The following is a 17,496-nucleotide window of genomic DNA, read 5'->3' as shown; positions in this document are numbered from 1 at the left end:
TGACTCCTTAAATACTGGTTGATTTTTGTTATTCGAGGGCTCCCCGCGGTCCCACCCCAACGATGCTACCCAGCGGTCGACCTACCTACTGACAAGAAGGTAAAAGTTTAGCATACGCCATCCTGTATACGCTTAGCTAAACAGAGAGGCTGCGCGCTGATAAAGCGTTTCGGAGAGATTCCCGTCTTCCCCCGAATACCACTCGCAACCTTGCTCCGAACGCAACCAAGTCAGTTGTCGTTTGGCAAACTGACGGGTTGCAATAATGCCCTTACTTGTCATTGTTTCATAGTCGTACTCGCCCTCGAGATAATCCCAGACCTGTCGATAACCGACGGCACGCATTGAAGAACATTCGCGATTCAAATCGGGGCGCTTGCGCAGGCCCGCCACTTCGTCGACGAAACCGTCCCCCAGCATTTGCGTGAAACGCTCCGCAATGCGTTCGTGCAGCCAACGCCGATCCCTCGGAGCTACGACCCATTTGGCCACGGGAAACGGAAAAGGTTCCCTATTAGCTCGGTCTAAAAGTCGGGTAAGCGGCTGCCCTGTTAATTCATACACTTCCAGCGCACGCTGGATTCGTTGCGGATCATTGCAATGAATACGCGCTGCAGCAACCGGATCGATCGCGCCCAGCCGCTCGTGCAGCTTAGCCCAACCCTGCTTTGCCGCCTCTTCGGCTAATCGTGCCCGTACCGAAGAATCCGCTTCCGGCAGATCGGCCAGGCCTTGCTCCAGCGCCCGGAAATATAACATGGTGCCCCCCACAAGGAGTGGCAAACGCCCTTTCGCGTGACTCGCTGCAATCTCCCGCAACGCATCGCTACGAAATTGCGCCGCTGAGTACGCCTCCTCCGGGTCTAGTATATCGACCAGTCGATGGGGCGCTTGAGCAAGGACATGGGGACTTGGTTTGGCTGTTCCAATGTCCATTCCTCGGTAAACCAATGCCGAATCTACGCTAATAATATCGACTGGCAAGCGTTGCGCAAGCTCGACGGCAATACCGGTTTTGCCCGACGCCGTCGGCCCCATCAGCATAATAACCGGCGCCTTACTCTCAGAACCTCGCGCCATGCGTCAACGGCCTCTCAGGAACAACCGGTCTAACTCGGGAATACTGAGCGCCGTCCACGTCGGACGCCCGTGGTTACATTGTCCGCTGTTGGGCGTCTGCTCCATTTCCCGTAGCAAGGCATTCATCTCCGGCACCGTTAAGCGACGATTAGCGCGAACCGAGCTACGGCAACCCATATCGCCCAACACATGGTTGATGGCTTCCTGCAATCGACCGCTGGAACCGTTGGCGAGGAAGTCGCTCAGCATATCGCGCACTAATTGTTCGGCATCGGCGTCCTTCAGCAGGACCGGCACGCGCCGTACCAATAGTACATTCGGTCCGACACGGTCTAATTCGAAACCGAGCGTCGAGAACGCCTCCGCATGCTCTTCGGCGGCCCCCGCCTCCTGTAAGCTGACCTCGACCCGGACCGGAACCAATAGCGGCTGAGAGGCAACACCGTCTGTCTGCAATTGTTTTTTCATGCGCTCGTAGACGATTCGCTCATGCGCGGCATGCATATCCACCAGCACCAGACCCTCGGCATTTTGCGCCAAAATATAAATGCCGTGCAGCTGCGCGAGCGCGTACCCCAACGGAGGCGCCGCGCCAGCCGGCGGGGCCTCCGCTGCCGGCCGGTGCGACCAATCGGTAGCCGTAGCGGGACTTCCCGCCGGCCCTGATTGCTGAGCTCGCTCGCCGGCACTCTCCCCGTAGAGCATCCGCGCTTCCTGGAGCGGCAAACTCATCGGCGTTGTCGGGCTTGGCCTTTGCGGCAATGCCGACGACGAACCGGCCGAATGGCTTAAAACGCCCTCCGGGCGCGGCGCCGGCGGAGCGACGCTGGCAATTGCCGGTGCTTCCGGCCGCGTTTGCTCTAAAGCGCGTTTTAGCGTCCGGAAGAGAAAATCGTAGACTAGGCGCCCTTCGCGAAAACGAACCTCGTGTTTGGTCGGGTGCACGTTGACATCGACTTGCTCCGGCTCGATATCCAGATACAGCACATAAGCCGGGTGCCTATCCTTAAACAACACGTCGTGGTAGGCACGCCGAATCGCATGCGTTGCCACGCGATCTTTAACCATCCGGCCATTAATATAGAGATACTGCAAATCCGCTTGGCTACGAGAGTAGGTAGGCAAGGCCATCCAACCACTCAAACGCAAACCGGTTGCCTCCGCATCGACGCGTAACGCCTGCTCCACAAAAGCACTACCGAGCAGGCTTGAAAGACGTTTATCGCGGGCCGGATCGGATTCGGCGGCCGGCGCTTGCACAACCGGTTTGCCGTTGTGGCGCAAGCTGAAGCCGACATCGAAACGGCTGAGCGCCATCCGCTTTACAAGCTCTTGTATATATCGACATATCGTCCCGTCGGTACGGAGAAACTTACGCCGTGCAGGCGTATTAAAGAATAAATCGCGTACTTCGATCGTCGTACCGACGGGATGAGCAGCGGGCTCAGGGTCCGCATCGGGCGAGCGTCCTTCCAAGCGCAAAGCCCACGCGTGCTCGGCGTCGCGAGCTCGACTGGTAATCAACATCCGCGAGACAGAGCCGATACTAGGTAACGCCTCGCCACGAAACCCTAAGCTGCGCACTTTCTCAAGGTCCGCCAAATCGCGGATTTTACTTGTGGCGTGCCGCGATACGGCCAAAGGCAATTGATCGTAAGGAATCCCATCGCCGTCGTCGCGGATACGAAGAAGGCGCTTACCCCCCAGCTCGACCTCAATATCGATGCGCCGAGCATTGGCATCCAGGCTATTTTCAATAAGTTCTTTAGCGACCGAGGCCGGACGCTCGACGATCTCGCCGGCAGCGATCTGGTTAACCAGCTGCGGCGGTAGTTGTTGAATGCGGCGTGCTGACATTCTAGAACGCGGTGGCCCAACCGAAAAACGGCCATTATGAGGCATCCGACAAGTTGCCGCAAAGGGGCTTGCGCGCGGGAGCCGCGCAACAACGACGGCCAGCTATCGCCAGCAGGCCCCGCACTACGGAATAACCAGCGTACTCCCCACCATAATGCGATCGCCTTGCAAATTGTTAGCGGAACGTAAACTGCTCAGATTAACCTGATAACGCCTGGCGATTCCGCTCAGCGTATCGCCTCGCTGGACAACATGCTCCCGCTGCTCGCCAGCCGCCATCCGCAACTCGGGCAGCAGAGCGTGCTCGGCATAATCTCTCACTCCTCCCATAATTGCCTGGGCAAGCCGAGCTTGATGGTTCGCGTCTCGCAACCGGCGCTCTTCATCCGGGTTGGAAATAAAGGCAAGCTCCACCAATACCGAAGGCATATCGAGCGATTTCAAAACCACGAACCCCGCCTTCTCGACGCTATTGCGGTGAACCCTCCCGACCGCTCCCAACCTGCCGAGCATAAATTGCGCCAGCTCAACGCTCGACTCCACCGTCGCCGCCCGCGATAAGTCCAACAACACGGTCGCGACCAGATCGTCTTTATCGTCGAGCGACACACCGCCAATCAGGTCGGCCGAGTTCTCCCGCGCCGCCAACACGCGCGCCGCTTCACTGGTTGCACCTTGGTTAGACAAGGTATAAACCGAAGCCCCCTGCACATTCCGCCGGGGATTAGCATCGGCATGCAATGAGATGAACATATCGGCCTGCTGCTCCCGTGCCCGGCGGGTCCGCTCGCGCAGCTCAAGAAAATAGTCGCCGTCGCGAATTAACACAGGCCGCATACCCGGCTCCCGGTCGACTAGGTCGGCAAGACGACGGGCCACCTCTAGTACAACGTCTTTCTCAAATGTCCCGCCCGGCCCGATGGCGCCAGGGTCACGACCGCCGTGGCCGGCATCGATCGCAATCACCAACTCTCGCCGATTGCGCTCGGAAGCCGTGCGCACAGGTTCCGCCGGGCTCTCTCCTCGGCTATTACCGCCCAAATCGACAACCAAGCGATGCCCATAGGAGTCATTAGGCTTTACCAGAAAGCTCTTAACATCCGCCTGACTCTGCAAATCAAGCACAACACGATAGTCGCGCCGGTCTCGTCGCGCCCCTCGGAGGTTGCGGACCACGCCCTGCCCTTCAGCTGCTTCTAACACAGCAGCATCAACCGTCGTATTCTCAAAATCAACGACAACCCGGTGCGGATCCGGCAATGAGAAAACGCGGTGTTCGACCGGCCCACTGAGGTCGAAAACAACACGAGTACCGTTATCGGTACTGGACGTACGAACCCCATCGACCGACACCTGCGCTAACGCGCTCGGCGACAATAGAAGCAAACTTAGCAAAGCGAGTATTCGGGCCATGAATGTGTCCGGATCGAACTTGTTCTTCTTCCGTAGGCAACAACGACTCGGCGTCGCTACAACATCGTGTAGAACCTTCAAGGTGAACACTCCATATTCCTGAAGCGAACCGGGTGAAGCCCGGCCAAGCGGATCAGCGCTTCCTTAGCAGAAGATGCGAACAGTTAGACACAAGGCGAGAAATAAATCAAGAAAAACGATATTTGTTAGCTAGATAGAGAATAGACTTAGCAAACGGGTTAAACTATGGAACAACGTTGAACAAGCTGGTTTTTGCCGCCGCGGAACGGGGCTTTAGCACGGCTCTGCGCGCTTCTCCGACATACTCCAGACACAGATCGAGATCCGGCGTCGGCAAGCATCCCTCGCCACGCTGCGGCCACTCGACCAAGCACAGATAATCGCCCGCGAGCAAGTCGCGAATACCGATATACTCCAGCTCTTCGGGATCGCCGAGACGATACAAATCCAGGTGATAAATACGGCGGCCGGATAGTTCGTACGGTTCGATCAACGTATAGGTCGGACTCCGCACCGCACCTTTATGCCCTAAGCCACGCAACAGCCCGCGCACCAGCGTCGTCTTACCCGCCCCCAGGTCGCCGTGCAGAAAGACCAAGCTCGGCCTTGGCAACTGCTGCGCCAAGCGCGCCCCCAGCTTTTCCGTCGCCTCGGCATCGGCCAACTCAATCCTAATATCGTTCATAGCGGGCACTCGCTTGCACAAAAATAGGGAAACAAATCGGTTGCTAACAATCCCCGCTCGCCCCGCACGGCCGCACGGTCGGCCGCCTCCGCGTGCAGCTGAACGCCAACCTCCGCTGCATCCTCAGGCGCTAACCCTTGCGCCAACAGGCCGCCAATGACGCCGCTCAAGACGTCGCCCATTCCCGCCGACGCCATACCGGGATTACCGGCATAACACACAGCGGCATCACCCGTCGGCCCCTGCACAACCGTGCCGGCGCCCTTTAGCACGCAGACACCGCCATAACGCCGGCTAATGTGCGCAGCAGCCGCGTAACGATCGGCCTGTACGTCCTCGCCGCCAAGAAGGCGTTTAGCTTCTCCCGGATGCGGGGTCAAAACCCAATTGTCACGCATGATCGGCTGCCGCGCCAACAGATTCAAACCATCCGCATCCACCAGCATAGGTCCCGAAAAGGTTAACGCTTTCTGCCAGACGGCTTTACTCCAAGCCGTCTGGCCGAGGCCTGGGCCAACCACAACCACGCTCGCTCGTTCCAACAGCGGAGCGAGTTGTTCGGCGTCCTCGATAGCGAAACACATCGCCTCGGGCCGGGCCGCCAGAACCGCAGTCACATGTGCACCGCGCGTCGCCACCGTGACGAGCCCGGCGCCGATGCGCAGGGCCGCTTCGCTCGCCATACGTACGGCACCGCCCATACCGAGCTCGCCGCCGACAACCAACACATGACCGAACAATCCTTTATGAGCGTCCCGAGGTCGCGGCGCCAGACGCGCACGGCACTCGGCAGCGTCAAGAAGCCTGCCAGCTATCGGCACCTGCGAGTAGACAGACTCCGGCACACCGAGACTGGCGAAGACGATATCGCCGGCGCAAGCCGACCCGGCACCGGTGTACAAACCTTTCTTCAAACCGATGAAGGTAACCGTCGCTGTCGCCTTGACAACCCCACCGAGCACCGCTCCCGTATCGGCTTGCACACCGGAGGGTATATCCAACGCCAGCACGGGAGCCTTGGCAGCATTGACCGCACGCACCGCTTGCAGCCACGCTCCTGTCACCGGGCGATCCAAACCAATCCCGAATAGCGCATCGACTATCAACTCGGAAGACGTCAGGCGCTCTGGATCGAACTCGACGACTAGACCGCCATTCGCCCGATAGCGCTCGAAGACGGTCAAGGCATCGCCTTGAAACCTTGTGGCATCGCCCAACTGCAATACCGTAACGTCTATACCGTCGGCCTGCGCTAAACGTGCCACGACATAACCGTCGCCGGCATTATTACCGATACCGGCGACAACACAGAGCCGACGCGCTGCCGGCCAGCGTAGGCGCAAACAACGGTATGCGGCCGCCCCCGCACGCTCCATTAAGGCTAAGCTGCTACCGACTTCCGTCGTTGTCGCCGCCAACCGATCGAGGCGACGTAATTGTTCGCGAGAATACAGGATATGTTCGAGTCTCATCGTAATCCCTTCATCAGCAGCCCTTGCCTAGCACAAAAGCTATTAGCGATCGGACACTAGCACACCTTAAGAGACGCCAAACAAACGGTTACAATAGCACCATGAGTTCACCCGTTAGCGCCAAAAATCAGGACGCGCTTCGCGACCCCCGGACCTTAGCGGAGCTGGCCGCTAGCATCAAACAGTGGGGCCGAGAAGCAGGCTTTGCAGAAGTCGGCATCACCGGAACCGACCTGGCCCAGGACGAAGCCTACCTATTACGCTGGTTGGAGCGCCAGTTTCACGGCGATATGGATTATATGGCACGCCACGGCGTTAAGCGCAGCCGTCCCGAGCAGCTGTTGCCCGGGACGATTCGCGTGATTTCGGTCAGGATGGACTACGCCCCCGAAGAAGAACCCGAGCACGGCGACAACACGCAGGCGTTCATTGCCCGTTACGCCCGCGGCAGGGATTATCACAAACTCATCCGTAAGCGCTTACAGCATTTAGCAACGCGCCTCGAACAAGAAGTCGGCATGTTCGGCTACCGTGTTTTTGTGGACAGCGCGCCGGTGTTGGAGAAAGCGCTCGCTCGCAACGCAGGCTTAGGGTGGATCGGCAAGAACACGCTACTTATCAACAGTCGCGCCGGCTCTTACTTTTTCTTAGGCGAAATTTACACCGATTTGCCGCTTCCGGTTGACGAACCGGCAAGCGAGCATTGCGGAAGTTGCCGGGCCTGCCTCGACATCTGCCCAACCAAGGCCATCGTCGCACCTTATCAACTCGATGCCCGGCTCTGTATTTCCTACCTGACCATCGAATCGCACCAGGCCATCCCCGAAGATCTACGGCCTCATATCGGGAACCGCATCTTCGGCTGCGACGACTGCCAGCAAGTTTGTCCTTGGAATAAATTCGCCCAAGCCACGGACGAAGCCGACTTCAAACCGCGCCACGGCTTCGATAGCGCCGATCTGATCGAACTATTTCTTTGGTCGGAAGAAACCTTCCTCGAACGTACGGCCGGTTCGGCTATTCGCCGGCTTGGTCATGAGCGCTGGCTGCGCAATATTGCGGTTGCACTCGGCAACCAAGCGCCCGAACCCACTATTGAAGCGGCTCTCGAACAACGCCGGAACCATCCATCCGCGCTGGTCCGCGAGCATGTCGAGTGGGCGTTAGCACGCCTTCGGACTTAGATTTGCCTAGCGTCCTATGCTACGAACTACCTTCGGCGCCTCTTTTCCCGACCAACGCCGATATTGGCTTACCAAGCCTTGGGTCGATCCGTCGTGAGCCGCCACGCCTTCGCCGTCGTGAAGAACCGGCAGCAAATTGTCGGCCAGCCGCTTGCCAAGCTCCACGCCCCACTGATCGAACGCATTCAGGTTCCAGATAACGGACTGACAGAAGACTTTATGCTCGTATAGCGCGATCACCTGCCCGAGCAAGTGCGGCGACAGGCACTCCAACAACAAGGTACTGGTCGGCCGATTGCCGGGAAACACCCGATAAGGCAGTAAGAACGCTATCTGCTCGGCGGAAAGCCCCTCCGCCGCCATTTGCGCCTTTGCCTCGGCAGCGGTCTGCCCATTCATCAATGCTTCGGTCTGGGCAAACAAGTTAGCGATAAGCTGCTCATGATGCTCTTCGAATGCGTTATCGCTACGAGCCACGCCGATGAAGTCCGCCGGTACCGGTGTCGTCCCCTGGTGCAGGGCCTGGAAAAAAGCATGCTGCCCCACCGTCCCCGTCTGCCCCCAAAGCACCGGGACCGTGTCGTAGCTCACGGCCAAACCGTCGCGCGTAACGGACTTGCCGTTACTCTCCATCTCTAACTGCTGCAAATAAGCGGGCAAATGCCCCAACCGCTCGCTATAGGGAATAACCGCCCAACTGGACAAACCGAGGAAATTACGACACCAGACACCGATCAGCGCCATCAGAACCGGAATATTCTCCCGCAGCGGCGCCTCTCGGAAATGCTTATCCATCGCCGCCGCCCCCTTCAGCAGCTCTTGGAAACGCGACATCCCGCAAGCCAAGGCAACCGGCAATCCCACCGACGACCATAACGAGTAACGCCCGCCGACCCAGGACCAAACGGGAAACACCCGTTGCGGCGCCACACCGAACTCCACTGCCTTTTGTTCAGCGCCGGTCAAAGCAACCACTTGGTTGTTAAGCGCCTCTTTCGACCCGGCGGCATCCATCAACCATTGTTTGGCAGCTTCGCCATTCAATAAGGTCTCCCGCGTTCCGAAGCTTTTCGACGCGATACTAACCAGCGTGCGCGCAGGGTCGAGGCGGCGAATACACTCGCTTAGCTCAACGCCGTCGATATTGCTAACAAAATGGATTTGCGGCCCATCGGCGTACGGAGCCAACGCCTGCAGCGCCAATCGAGGCCCCAAGTCCGAGCCGCCGATTCCGATGTGAACCACATCCGTAATCGTCTGCCCGGTAAAACCTAACAAGCGCCCGCCCCGCACATCGGCCACAAACCGCTCCAAGCGGCGTAGCGTCGCCTGCACCTGATCCGGAATTACAGTATTCGATAAATCGGCGCAGCCGCCGCGCAATGCCATATGCAAGGCAGGGCGCCGCTCTGTGTGATTAACCGCTTCGCCGTTAAACAAGCGTTCGCGCCAACTCTCCAGCTCCGCTTCGCCGGCAAGAGCAAGCAGCTTGCCCAGGACTTCTTCGGTAAGCCGCTGCTTGGAAAAATCGAATAGGATACCGTCGCTTTGCACAGACAAACGCTCGAAACGGCGCGCGTCTTGCTCGAACAGCTGACGAAGGGAAACATCCGCTAAGTTGCGCTCGTGGGCTTCCAATTCCCGCCAGATAACGCTTTGTGTCATGTCCTTCATGTACAGCCCCTGATTACCCAAATCCATTTTAGGAAAGCGCGGTATAGCTTATACCTGCTCGCAGCTTATGTACGCTCCTTAGAGCAAGCCGCCAGAAAACCCACTGATAACGGCAACCGTCAACGTCAAGAAACGCTGCCCGCCCAGGGTCCGGACCGTCATCCAATGCCCGCATCGCCACCAACCGCCTTGAACTTACGCTTGGCTCGACAACAAGCTGTCGGAAAGACTTAATGCCCCTAAATGAGGGACTCATAACGGTAGCCACAACGGCCGGCACGGATATCAAGATTTATTATACGTGCCCCCTATCGTCAATGCCCTCTTTCTCGACACGACATAACAACGCTGCCGGCCCGAGAACGTAGCTTAGTAGCTAGACCCGATGCCGGCAGCGTTAGAATTCTGACGTCGAGTACGACGCGACCGTTCAGGCTACTTGCAAAGGAATGGCACTACGACGATGCGTAATGCGGTTATTCTCATCGCAATACACAAGCGTCGGCTGATAGTTAGCCATATCCTCTTCATTGACGAGGCCATAGGCGCAAATGATGATACGATCGCCGACCTCCACTTTGTGAGCAGCGGCCCCGTTCATCGAAATCATACCCGTGCCGGACTCACCGCGGATCGCGTACGTCGTAAAACGCTCCCCGTTGGTGATGTTGTAAATGTGGACTTGTTCGTACTCGCGGATACCGGAAGCATCCAGCAAATCTGCGTCAATCGCGCACGAACCCTCGTAGTCCAGCTCGGTGTGAGTCACACAAGCCTGGTGCAGCTTGCATTTCAGCATATTCAGATGCATAACCAATCACCGTCCTGTCGTCTCTGAGCGATTCGAGTCAGCTTGCGCTTCCAGCACCGGCTACTCTACTTTTCATGCAAAGCAGCATATTATCCTGTTTTAGCTTTGGCTGATCAATCGCACTTCCTTATTATCGATCAACCTTGCTGGGCCCAACCGAGCGGCAGCCAATAATATTAGCTCCTTATCGCCTGGTTGAGGTTCAGCCAGGTCTCCCTGTCGGCGCAGGCTAACATAGTCCGTCTTGAATCCTCCCTGATCCAAGCATTGACTCACCCAGGCTTCGATAGCACGAAAATCGTGCTCACCCGCTTCCAGACGAGTCGCGGCCTCGTTCAGGGCCTTTGCCAACAACGCTGCCTTTTGGCGCTCAACCGGAGAAAGATACCCGTTGCGGGAGCTCATTGCCAACCCGTCTGCCTCACGAACGGTTTCCGCCGCCATGATTTCGACCGGCAGGTTAAGATCGCGCACCATGCGCTTAATCACCTGCAACTGCTGGTAGTCCTTCTTGCCGAATATAGCAAGATCCGGCTGCACCATATTGAACAACTTCGTTACAACCGTCGCCACCCCGGCAAAGTGACCGGGACGGGAAGCCCCGCAGAGTATTCCACCTAATGCCGGCACATCAACCCTTGTTTGCACATTTAATCCATCGGGATACACTTCTGAGACATTGGGCGCAAAAACAATGTCGACCCCTATGGGTTCTAGCAGAGCGGAATCGGCCGCTAAAGTGCGGGGATAATGCTCGAAATCTTCACCTTCCCCAAATTGCAACGGGTTGACGAAAATGCTTACGACAACCCGATCCGCCGCCGCCCTCATTCGCTCGGCGAGATCCAAATGTCCGCGGTGCAGATTTCCCATAGTAGGTACTAAACCCACCCGTTCGCCGGCAGAACGCCAAGCGGCGACCTGCTCTCGCAGCTCGCGGACTGTATGCACGATACGCATGATGACTCTCGCTAAAAGGAATGCTCGGCGCCAGGAAAGCGACCGGCTCTTACCGCTTGCACATACGCCTCGACGGCATCCGCCAAGCTTGACTGGCCGTCCATGAAATTGTGCGAAAACTTCGGCACACGCCCCGGCGTCAGCCCGATCATATCGTGCAACACAAGGATTTGCCCGTCGCACTCAGGGCCGGCGCCGATGCCGATAACCGGAATATGCAATTCTTGCGCAACCCGCGCACCGACTGCCGCCGGCACACACTCCAGCAACAGCGCATCGGCCCCTGCCGCCTCAAGCAGCTTAGCATCGCGAAGCATGTTCTCTGCCGCGCTTTCGTCCTTACCCTGGACGCGATAGCCGCCGATCTTATGCACGAACTGGGGCTGCAAGCCCAAGTGAGCGCAGACAGGAATCCCAGCTCGGCTCATACGCGTGACTAATTCCGCCTGATCGCCATTACCTTCGAGCTTCACCATATGCGCGCCGCCCTCTTTCATTAAACGGCCGGCATTACGCAATGCATCGCCGGTGCTGGCGTAGCTCATAAACGGCATATCGGCCATGATCAAGGCTCGCTTGCGTGCCACGGCAACGCAACGGCTATGGTAGACGATGTCGTCCACCGTTACGCCCAGCGTCGTCTCGCGCCCTTGCATGACCATACCCAGCGAGTCGCCGACCAATACGACATCGACCCCAGCGGCATCGACCAGAGCGCCAAAAGCATAGTCATAGGCCGTAAGACATACGATACGCTCGCCGTTTTGTTTCATTTGCTGAAGGCGGGAGACCGTTACCGGTTTCTGCGCCTGAGCTTGGGACTTACCACCGTACATACGAAATCCCTGTCACAAATTGGAGACAGCTAAGCTTACAGGCCCAGGGGGGCAGGATTAAAGTAGTGTCGACCACTATTTATACCGCGAATTCGCTCTAGCAGCATGGCATAGTCTCTTTCGCTGTCGACGATATTGATATCGCTGGTATTTACGATCAGCAAAGGGGACTGCTCGTAATGATAGAAAAACTCGATATAGGCCCGGCACAAACGCTCGAGGTACGCATTCGAGATAATTTGCTCGTAGGCGATACCACGGACCGCGATACGCTGCATGAGCACATCGAGCGGCGCTTGCAGGTAGATCACCAAGTCCGGCCGAGGAACCTCCACAGCCAACTCGTTATAGACCTTGGCGTATAGCGCGTACTCGTGCTCATCCAAGGTCAGCTCGGCAAACAAGCGATCCTTATCGAATAAAAAATCGGCGACACGATGCGACTGAAACATGTCGCCTTGGCGTAATTCGCGCAACTGCTCGGCCCGCTGCATCAAGAAATACAGCTGGGTAGGGAATGCCGCCATGCGCGGATTCTCGTAAAACCGCTCAAGAAAAGGGTTATCGTCTGCTTGCTCTAACAGCAAGTCATAGCCAAAACTGGCGGCAAGCCGTTTAGCCAAGGTTGTCTTGCCGACCCCGATAGGGCCTTCTACAACAATATGCCTCAGTTCTTGTTCACTCATAGGTTCGCGCCGAAACCTCAGGGGTAGGATCCATTCCGACCAGACCGTCAGCAGGACAAGCCGACTTCAGCGACAGTACGGTCCCTCTCCCAGGAACCATCAGGCCGGCACCGATTTCAGCGAGAGGATACAGCACGAAAGCGCGCTCGTGGAGTCCGGGGTGCGGCACCTGCAGGCGCGAGCAGGAAATCTCCTCCTCCCCCCAGAGCAACAAATCCAAGTCCAGGGTTCGCGCGCCCCAGCGCAAATCACCGCGCACCCGCCCCTGCCGGCGCTCGATAGCCTGCAAGGCATCCAAGAACTCAAGCGGCTGTAGACGCGTACGCATAATCGCCGCAGCATTGACAAAATCGGGCTGATCCTGCGGACCCATCGGGCGGGTACGGTAAAGGCTGGAAACCGCATCCAGCTCAGTAGCGGCTATTTCGTGCAACGCAGCCACCGCCTGCAACACCTGCTTCCTCGGCTCGGCGAGATTACTTCCCAAACCCACCGCAACGGTCACAGATCCATTAGCCATAGACGCCTCAGGCAGGTTTGCGCCGCCGTCGCCGCCGTCGCCGCGGCGCACTATCCACATCCGGCGGCGGGGCACCGCCTTCGCGTTCGACATACTCCCGCCACCAGCTCACAAGCTCGGGATCGGCCTCGCCCGCTTCGCCCCGCAACAAGAGGAAATCGTAAGCCGCGCGAAACCGCGGATGCGTTATCATGCGTGCCGCTCGTCGATTATTCCGGCGCTCGAAACGAGGCTGCATCAGCCACACTTCGCGCATCGGCACACTAAATCGCTTGGGAATCGCCACCGACTGCAGCTGATCGACGACCACGTCGTCCGCAGCCGCTTGCAAAGCCGCCATTTGCGGCAAATCGTCCTCTTCCAACCGCTTCCCGAACGCCTCTTGCACCGCCGGCCATAACAACGCCGCAAATAAAAACGCAGGCGTTACCGGCTTACCGTCCGCAATTCGCTGATCGGTATTCGCCAAGGCTCTCGCGATGAAAAGCGAGCGGGTACCGTGACTGTCGCGCGCCAAACTCGCCTCGGTCAACGGGAACATGCGCGAGAAAACGTCGTACTGCCGCAAGGCTTCCAACGTCGCCACACCAACGCCGCTCATCAATAACTTAAGAATTTCGTCGAACAACCGGGCGGCAGGGACATCCTCCAGCAAGTCCGCCATGCGCGGAATAACGCCCGCCGTTTCGCTCTCGATACGAAAGCCGAGCTTTACCGCAAACCGCACAGCCCGCAGCATGCGTACGGGATCTTCGCGAAACCGCACTTGCGGATCGCCAATAAGCCGCACGACGCCATGCTCCAAGTCCTGCATGCCGCCAGCATGATCGACCACCGAAAAATCGGCAATATTGTAGTAGAGGGCGTTAATCGTAAAATCCCGCCGCATGGCATCTTCGGCCAACGTGCCGTAGGCGTTATCGCGAATAATGCGGCCATTCTCAAGCTGCACGTCGCCGTTGTCGGCACTGCCGTCGTGCAACGCACGGAATGTTGCCACTTCGATAATCTCCGGACCGAAATGCACATGCGCCAAACGAAACCGTCGCCCGATCAAGCGACAGTTACGAAACAGCGCTCGCACTTCCTCCGGATGGGCGTCCGTGGCGACGTCGAAATCTTTCGGCTCGCGCCCTAGCGACAAATCGCGCACACCACCACCTACCAGGTAGGCCTGATACCCAGCATTTTTCAGCCGATACAACACCTTAAGTGCATTATCGCTGATATCTGCCCGCGAGATTCGATGCTCCGAACGGGGCACGATTATAGGGTACTGAGAATTTGCTTGCTGATCCGTCACTAGCTTGAAACGAGCACTTGAGCGAATGAAAAGAGGGCGTATAATACCACCGCTTGCAGGCGTGTGTAGTGGTTTTGCCCAAAACGCCTGGATTTTTGCATGATTTTCCGCTCCCATCGTCTAGCGGTTAGGACGCCGCCCTCTCACGGCGGTAACCGGGGTTCGAATCCCCGTGGGAGCGCCATACTAACAAGTAAACGGCCTTTTTGAGTAAATAGACGCGGATATTTTCCAACGATCTTCCGCATATTCTTACTGCGGCCGTTTTGTTGTGTCACGCCTATGAATACCGTCTCGAGCGCTCCGACTGCAAGTTTTCTACGCCGCATGGGCGCCTGCCTCTATGATGGGCTTCTCGTTCTCGCCCTCTGGATGGTAGGCACCGTGATCGTATTGCCCTTCACCGGCGGCGAAGCGATTCCCGACCAGTTCCAGCCTCTTTTTCAGGCCTATCTCGTCGTATTGACGGCGGCATTCTTTATTGGTTTCTGGCGGCACGCCGGACAAACACTCGGGATGCGGGCCTGGCACCTGAGAGTACAACAACCCGATGGCAGCCGCATCACGCTACAGCAAGGCCTGATCCGTTTTTGGTCGCGATCCTCTCCTGGGGGCAGGCGGCTTAGGCTTTATCTGGATACTGATCGACAAACAAGGCCGCAGTTGGCACGACCTTGCCTCCGGCACGGTCGTCGTATTCTCGCGCTCGTACCAGTAATCAACCAGCTTCTGCTTCGTCAGCGAACCCGCATTATGCCCCACAGCCCGATGGCAAGAAAAACCAACGTCGGCAACAGGGCGCTAAACGCCGGCGGCAATCCGTAGACCAACCCCATCTGGTTAAGCAGGCGGTTCGACAAGAAAAACACGATACCAATCAAAACCCCGACAAAAAGGCGTTGCCCCGCATTGGCGCTTCGCGCCGAACCGAACACCATAGGGACGGTAAGCAAAAGCATCGCGACCGTCGCCAAAGGCGTAGCCACTTTAATCCAGAACGCCAACCGGTACTGCTCGCTGTCGAGATCGTTTCGCTCCAGATAAGTGATATAGGTGCGCAGCTCTCGCGCCGACATCATTTCCGGATCGACCACGACCACATCGAGCACCGCAGGCGCCAAATCGGAATCCCAGGCTAGACGATCGACCGTATCGACGGCGACGCCAACCGCCGAGAAACGACTTTTCGTAATTTCCTCTAGAACCCAGCCACCGCCTGCATAAAGGGCTCGCTCAGCCTCCAGGATCCCGGTTAACCGACGTTCTTCGTCGAACTCGAAGATACGCATCCCAACCAGATGCCGATTACCGAGCGCCCGCTCAACCTTGACAAAATTCGCCCCATCGCGGGCCCAGAACCCAGCGAGGCGATCGGAGGCAACCCGTTGGCTAATAGCACCGCTCCGTAAGTCTTGCGCCCAGCGCTCCGTGGTCGGCACCACCCACTCGCCTAGAGCGAACGCAATCAAAGCAAGCACAAACCCGGCCATGACGACAGAACGTGCAACGCCGAGAATCGAGATACCGACCGCTCGCATCACCGTCAGCTCGTTACGGGCGGCCAAACCGCCTAAGCCTAACAAGCTGCCGATCAAGGTCGCCATCGGAAAGGCTTCGTATGCTCGATAGGGGGCGCGCAACAATACATACATAAGCGCCGACCCGGCGGTATATTCGCCACGCCCAATATCGCCAGCCTCGTCGACAAACGAAAAAACGACTTCCAACGATAAAAGGATTAATAAGGTGATTAGGCTACCGACCACCACCGTAACCGTTAGGTAACGCGATAATAAACTCATGCCTTACCTCTCGGCCGCCACGGCTGCTGCAACCCAAACCGGTGGAACAACCAAATTAATGCTGCCAGCGCAAATAAACCGTGAACCCACCACAGCCCCAACCCGACCGGGATCGTACCGTCGCGCATCCACTCCTGCGCCACCGCCAAACCGTTGGAGTACACAACATAAACCAACACGGCCGCGATCAGCTTGCCGTAACGACCTTCCCGCGGCTCAGCTTTGCAAAGGGGAACAGCGACAAAAGCCAACAGCAACGCCATCAGCGGCATCGAAAAGCGCCATTGCAGCTCGGCCCAATCTTCCGGCTCGCCGCGCGCCATCAGCTCGGCAGTAGGCTGCGCATCCATTCGCATACGCGGCCCTCGCCCTTCTTGTTGCGCGATAAGCACACCGTGCTCCTCAAACCCTAATAAGCGCCACTCGCCGAGCTGTCCCGGCACGCCTTCATAGCGATACCCGTCTTCTAAGATGATGTAACGATCGCCGTCGGCGTCGCGTTCCTGCCGCCCCCGGTCGGCGAACACCACAATAGAACGCCCATCCTCTCGCCCCAGTTGTAGAAAAACATTCTCCATACGGCGACCGTCGTCGCTCATGCTTTCCATATAGAAAACGCCATCCATCCCCCGCGCACTAAGGAAACGGCCGGGCCGCAACGCTTCGATATCGGCCTGTTGCTGGGCCTCGGCTTCGGCGCGCGCACCCTCGGCAGCCGCCCACGGCCCTACCGAGAGCGCTAACCAACCGACGAACAACGCCAGCGGAACCGCCAACAAGTACAACGCACGATAAAACTGTGTCGGCCCTGCACCGCACGCCGTCATCGCCGCCATTTCGCTATCGCGGTAAAGACGCCCGAAAGCGAGCACGACCCCCAAAAAAAGGCGGCGGGCAAAACCAAGCCAAGGTAACTCAGCGATTTCAAGCCAAGCAGTTGGAATATGACATCGGCGGGAATGTCGCCGCTAGCAGCGGCAGAAAGATAACGGACCAGCCGATTGGTCATCAATACCGCTACCAAAACCAGGGTTACAGCAAACCACGACTGCAACACCTCTTTCACTAAGTAACGGCTAAGCACCGAAAGCTTCACATAGCCCTCCGCAAGGGAAGCAGGCAAAAACACCGAGACACAGGCTAACTCCCGCCAGTCCGATATCGTAAGCAAGTTGCCTTAAATTCCCACTTA

15 protein-coding genes, 1 tRNA gene and 1 pseudogene are annotated in these 17,496 nt (G+C 57.7%); 3 read left to right on the top strand and 14 right to left on the bottom strand.

Annotated elements, in window-relative coordinates; genetic code table 11:
* Positions 1-132: 132 nt before the first annotated feature.
* The 5 genes from miaA to CAI21_RS05210 all read right to left on the bottom strand — a co-directional run bounded on the left by miaA (position 133) and on the right by CAI21_RS05210 (position 6,528).
* Positions 133-1,080 carry a tRNA (adenosine(37)-N6)-dimethylallyltransferase MiaA gene (gene miaA / locus CAI21_RS05230; RefSeq protein WP_116301328.1) on the bottom strand — a complete coding sequence of 316 codons (948 nt, stop codon included), beginning with the start codon at positions 1,078-1,080 and terminating at the stop codon, positions 133-135.
* 3 nt (positions 1,081-1,083) lie between these two features.
* On the bottom strand, positions 1,084-2,937 hold the full coding sequence (gene mutL / locus CAI21_RS05225; RefSeq protein WP_116301327.1) for a DNA mismatch repair endonuclease MutL: 1,854 nt from the start codon (positions 2,935-2,937) through the stop codon (positions 1,084-1,086).
* A gap of 123 nt (positions 2,938-3,060) precedes the next feature.
* The gene (locus CAI21_RS05220; protein WP_258868900.1) at positions 3,061-4,431 is read right to left on the bottom strand and encodes an N-acetylmuramoyl-L-alanine amidase; all 1,371 of its coding nucleotides are present in this window, start codon (positions 4,429-4,431) and stop codon (positions 3,061-3,063) included.
* A gap of 163 nt (positions 4,432-4,594) precedes the next feature.
* A complete protein-coding gene (tsaE, locus tag CAI21_RS05215) occupies positions 4,595-5,056 on the bottom strand; it encodes a tRNA (adenosine(37)-N6)-threonylcarbamoyltransferase complex ATPase subunit type 1 TsaE (RefSeq protein WP_116301326.1) in 462 nt (153 codons plus the stop codon).
* A complete protein-coding gene (locus tag CAI21_RS05210) occupies positions 5,053-6,528 on the bottom strand; it encodes an NAD(P)H-hydrate dehydratase (RefSeq protein ID WP_116301325.1) in 1,476 nt (491 codons plus the stop codon). The genes tsaE and CAI21_RS05210 overlap by 4 nt, the downstream gene beginning before the upstream one ends.
* A 101-nt stretch (positions 6,529-6,629) precedes the next feature.
* On the opposite strand from CAI21_RS05210, the gene queG reads away from it, so the two are divergent.
* Positions 6,630-7,712, top strand: coding sequence for a tRNA epoxyqueuosine(34) reductase QueG (queG, locus tag CAI21_RS05205; RefSeq protein ID WP_116301324.1), 1,083 nt, complete (start codon positions 6,630-6,632; stop codon positions 7,710-7,712).
* A gap of 6 nt (positions 7,713-7,718) precedes the next feature.
* Here queG and pgi read toward each other — a convergent pair whose 3' ends face one another.
* The 7 genes from pgi to pcnB all read right to left on the bottom strand — a co-directional run bounded on the left by pgi (position 7,719) and on the right by pcnB (position 14,463).
* Positions 7,719-9,386, bottom strand: coding sequence for a glucose-6-phosphate isomerase (pgi, locus tag CAI21_RS05200; RefSeq protein WP_116301470.1), 1,668 nt, complete (start codon positions 9,384-9,386; stop codon positions 7,719-7,721).
* Positions 9,387-9,816: 430 nt separating this feature from the next.
* Positions 9,817-10,197: an aspartate 1-decarboxylase gene (gene panD / locus CAI21_RS05195; protein ID WP_116301323.1), complete on the bottom strand. Its 381-nt coding sequence runs from the start codon at positions 10,195-10,197 to the stop codon at positions 9,817-9,819.
* Positions 10,198-10,296: 99 nt separating this feature from the next.
* A complete protein-coding gene (gene panC, locus CAI21_RS05190; protein ID WP_116301322.1) occupies positions 10,297-11,157 on the bottom strand; it encodes a pantoate--beta-alanine ligase in 861 nt (286 codons plus the stop codon).
* Between the two features lie 11 nt (positions 11,158-11,168).
* On the bottom strand, positions 11,169-11,993 hold the full coding sequence (gene panB / locus CAI21_RS05185; protein WP_116301321.1) for a 3-methyl-2-oxobutanoate hydroxymethyltransferase: 825 nt from the start codon (positions 11,991-11,993) through the stop codon (positions 11,169-11,171).
* A gap of 35 nt (positions 11,994-12,028) precedes the next feature.
* Positions 12,029-12,679, bottom strand: a complete 651-nt coding sequence (locus CAI21_RS05180) for a deoxynucleoside kinase (RefSeq protein WP_116301320.1) — start codon at positions 12,677-12,679, stop codon at positions 12,029-12,031.
* Complete coding sequence (gene folK, locus CAI21_RS05175) at positions 12,672-13,199, bottom strand: 2-amino-4-hydroxy-6-hydroxymethyldihydropteridine diphosphokinase (RefSeq protein WP_116301469.1); 528 nt, start codon at positions 13,197-13,199, stop codon at positions 12,672-12,674. The genes CAI21_RS05180 and folK overlap by 8 nt, the downstream gene beginning before the upstream one ends.
* A 7-nt stretch (positions 13,200-13,206) precedes the next feature.
* Positions 13,207-14,463 (bottom strand): polynucleotide adenylyltransferase PcnB, encoded by a 1,257-nt coding sequence (gene pcnB / locus CAI21_RS05170; protein WP_309544654.1) that lies wholly within the window; start codon positions 14,461-14,463, stop codon positions 13,207-13,209.
* 148 nt (positions 14,464-14,611) lie between these two features.
* On the opposite strand from pcnB, the gene CAI21_RS05165 reads away from it, so the two are divergent.
* Positions 14,612-14,686: transfer RNA gene (locus tag CAI21_RS05165), tRNA-Glu, on the top strand.
* A 98-nt stretch (positions 14,687-14,784) separates the two neighbouring features.
* Complete coding sequence (locus tag CAI21_RS05160; RefSeq protein WP_309544939.1) at positions 14,785-15,327, top strand: RDD family protein; 543 nt, start codon at positions 14,785-14,787, stop codon at positions 15,325-15,327.
* Here CAI21_RS05160 and lptG read toward each other — a convergent pair.
* Both lptG and lptF read right to left on the bottom strand, forming a co-directional pair.
* Entirely contained in the window at positions 15,240-16,304 is a 1,065-nt protein-coding gene (gene lptG, locus CAI21_RS05155; protein ID WP_116301318.1) for an LPS export ABC transporter permease LptG, read from the bottom strand. The two genes, CAI21_RS05160 and lptG, sit on opposite strands and share 88 nt — an antisense overlap.
* Positions 16,301-17,361: pseudogene (gene lptF / locus CAI21_RS05150) on the bottom strand (LPS export ABC transporter permease LptF). Before lptF ends, lptG begins: the two are co-directional and overlap by 4 nt.
* Between the last annotated feature and the right edge of the window lie 135 nt (positions 17,362-17,496).

It is taken from the genome of Alkalilimnicola ehrlichii (genome assembly GCF_003399765.1).
In the GTDB taxonomy this organism is placed as follows: Bacteria; Pseudomonadota; Gammaproteobacteria; order Nitrococcales; family AK92; genus AK92.
The sequence above is the reverse complement of the archived record's forward strand: the minus strand, read 5'-3'. Positions and strand labels throughout refer to the sequence as shown.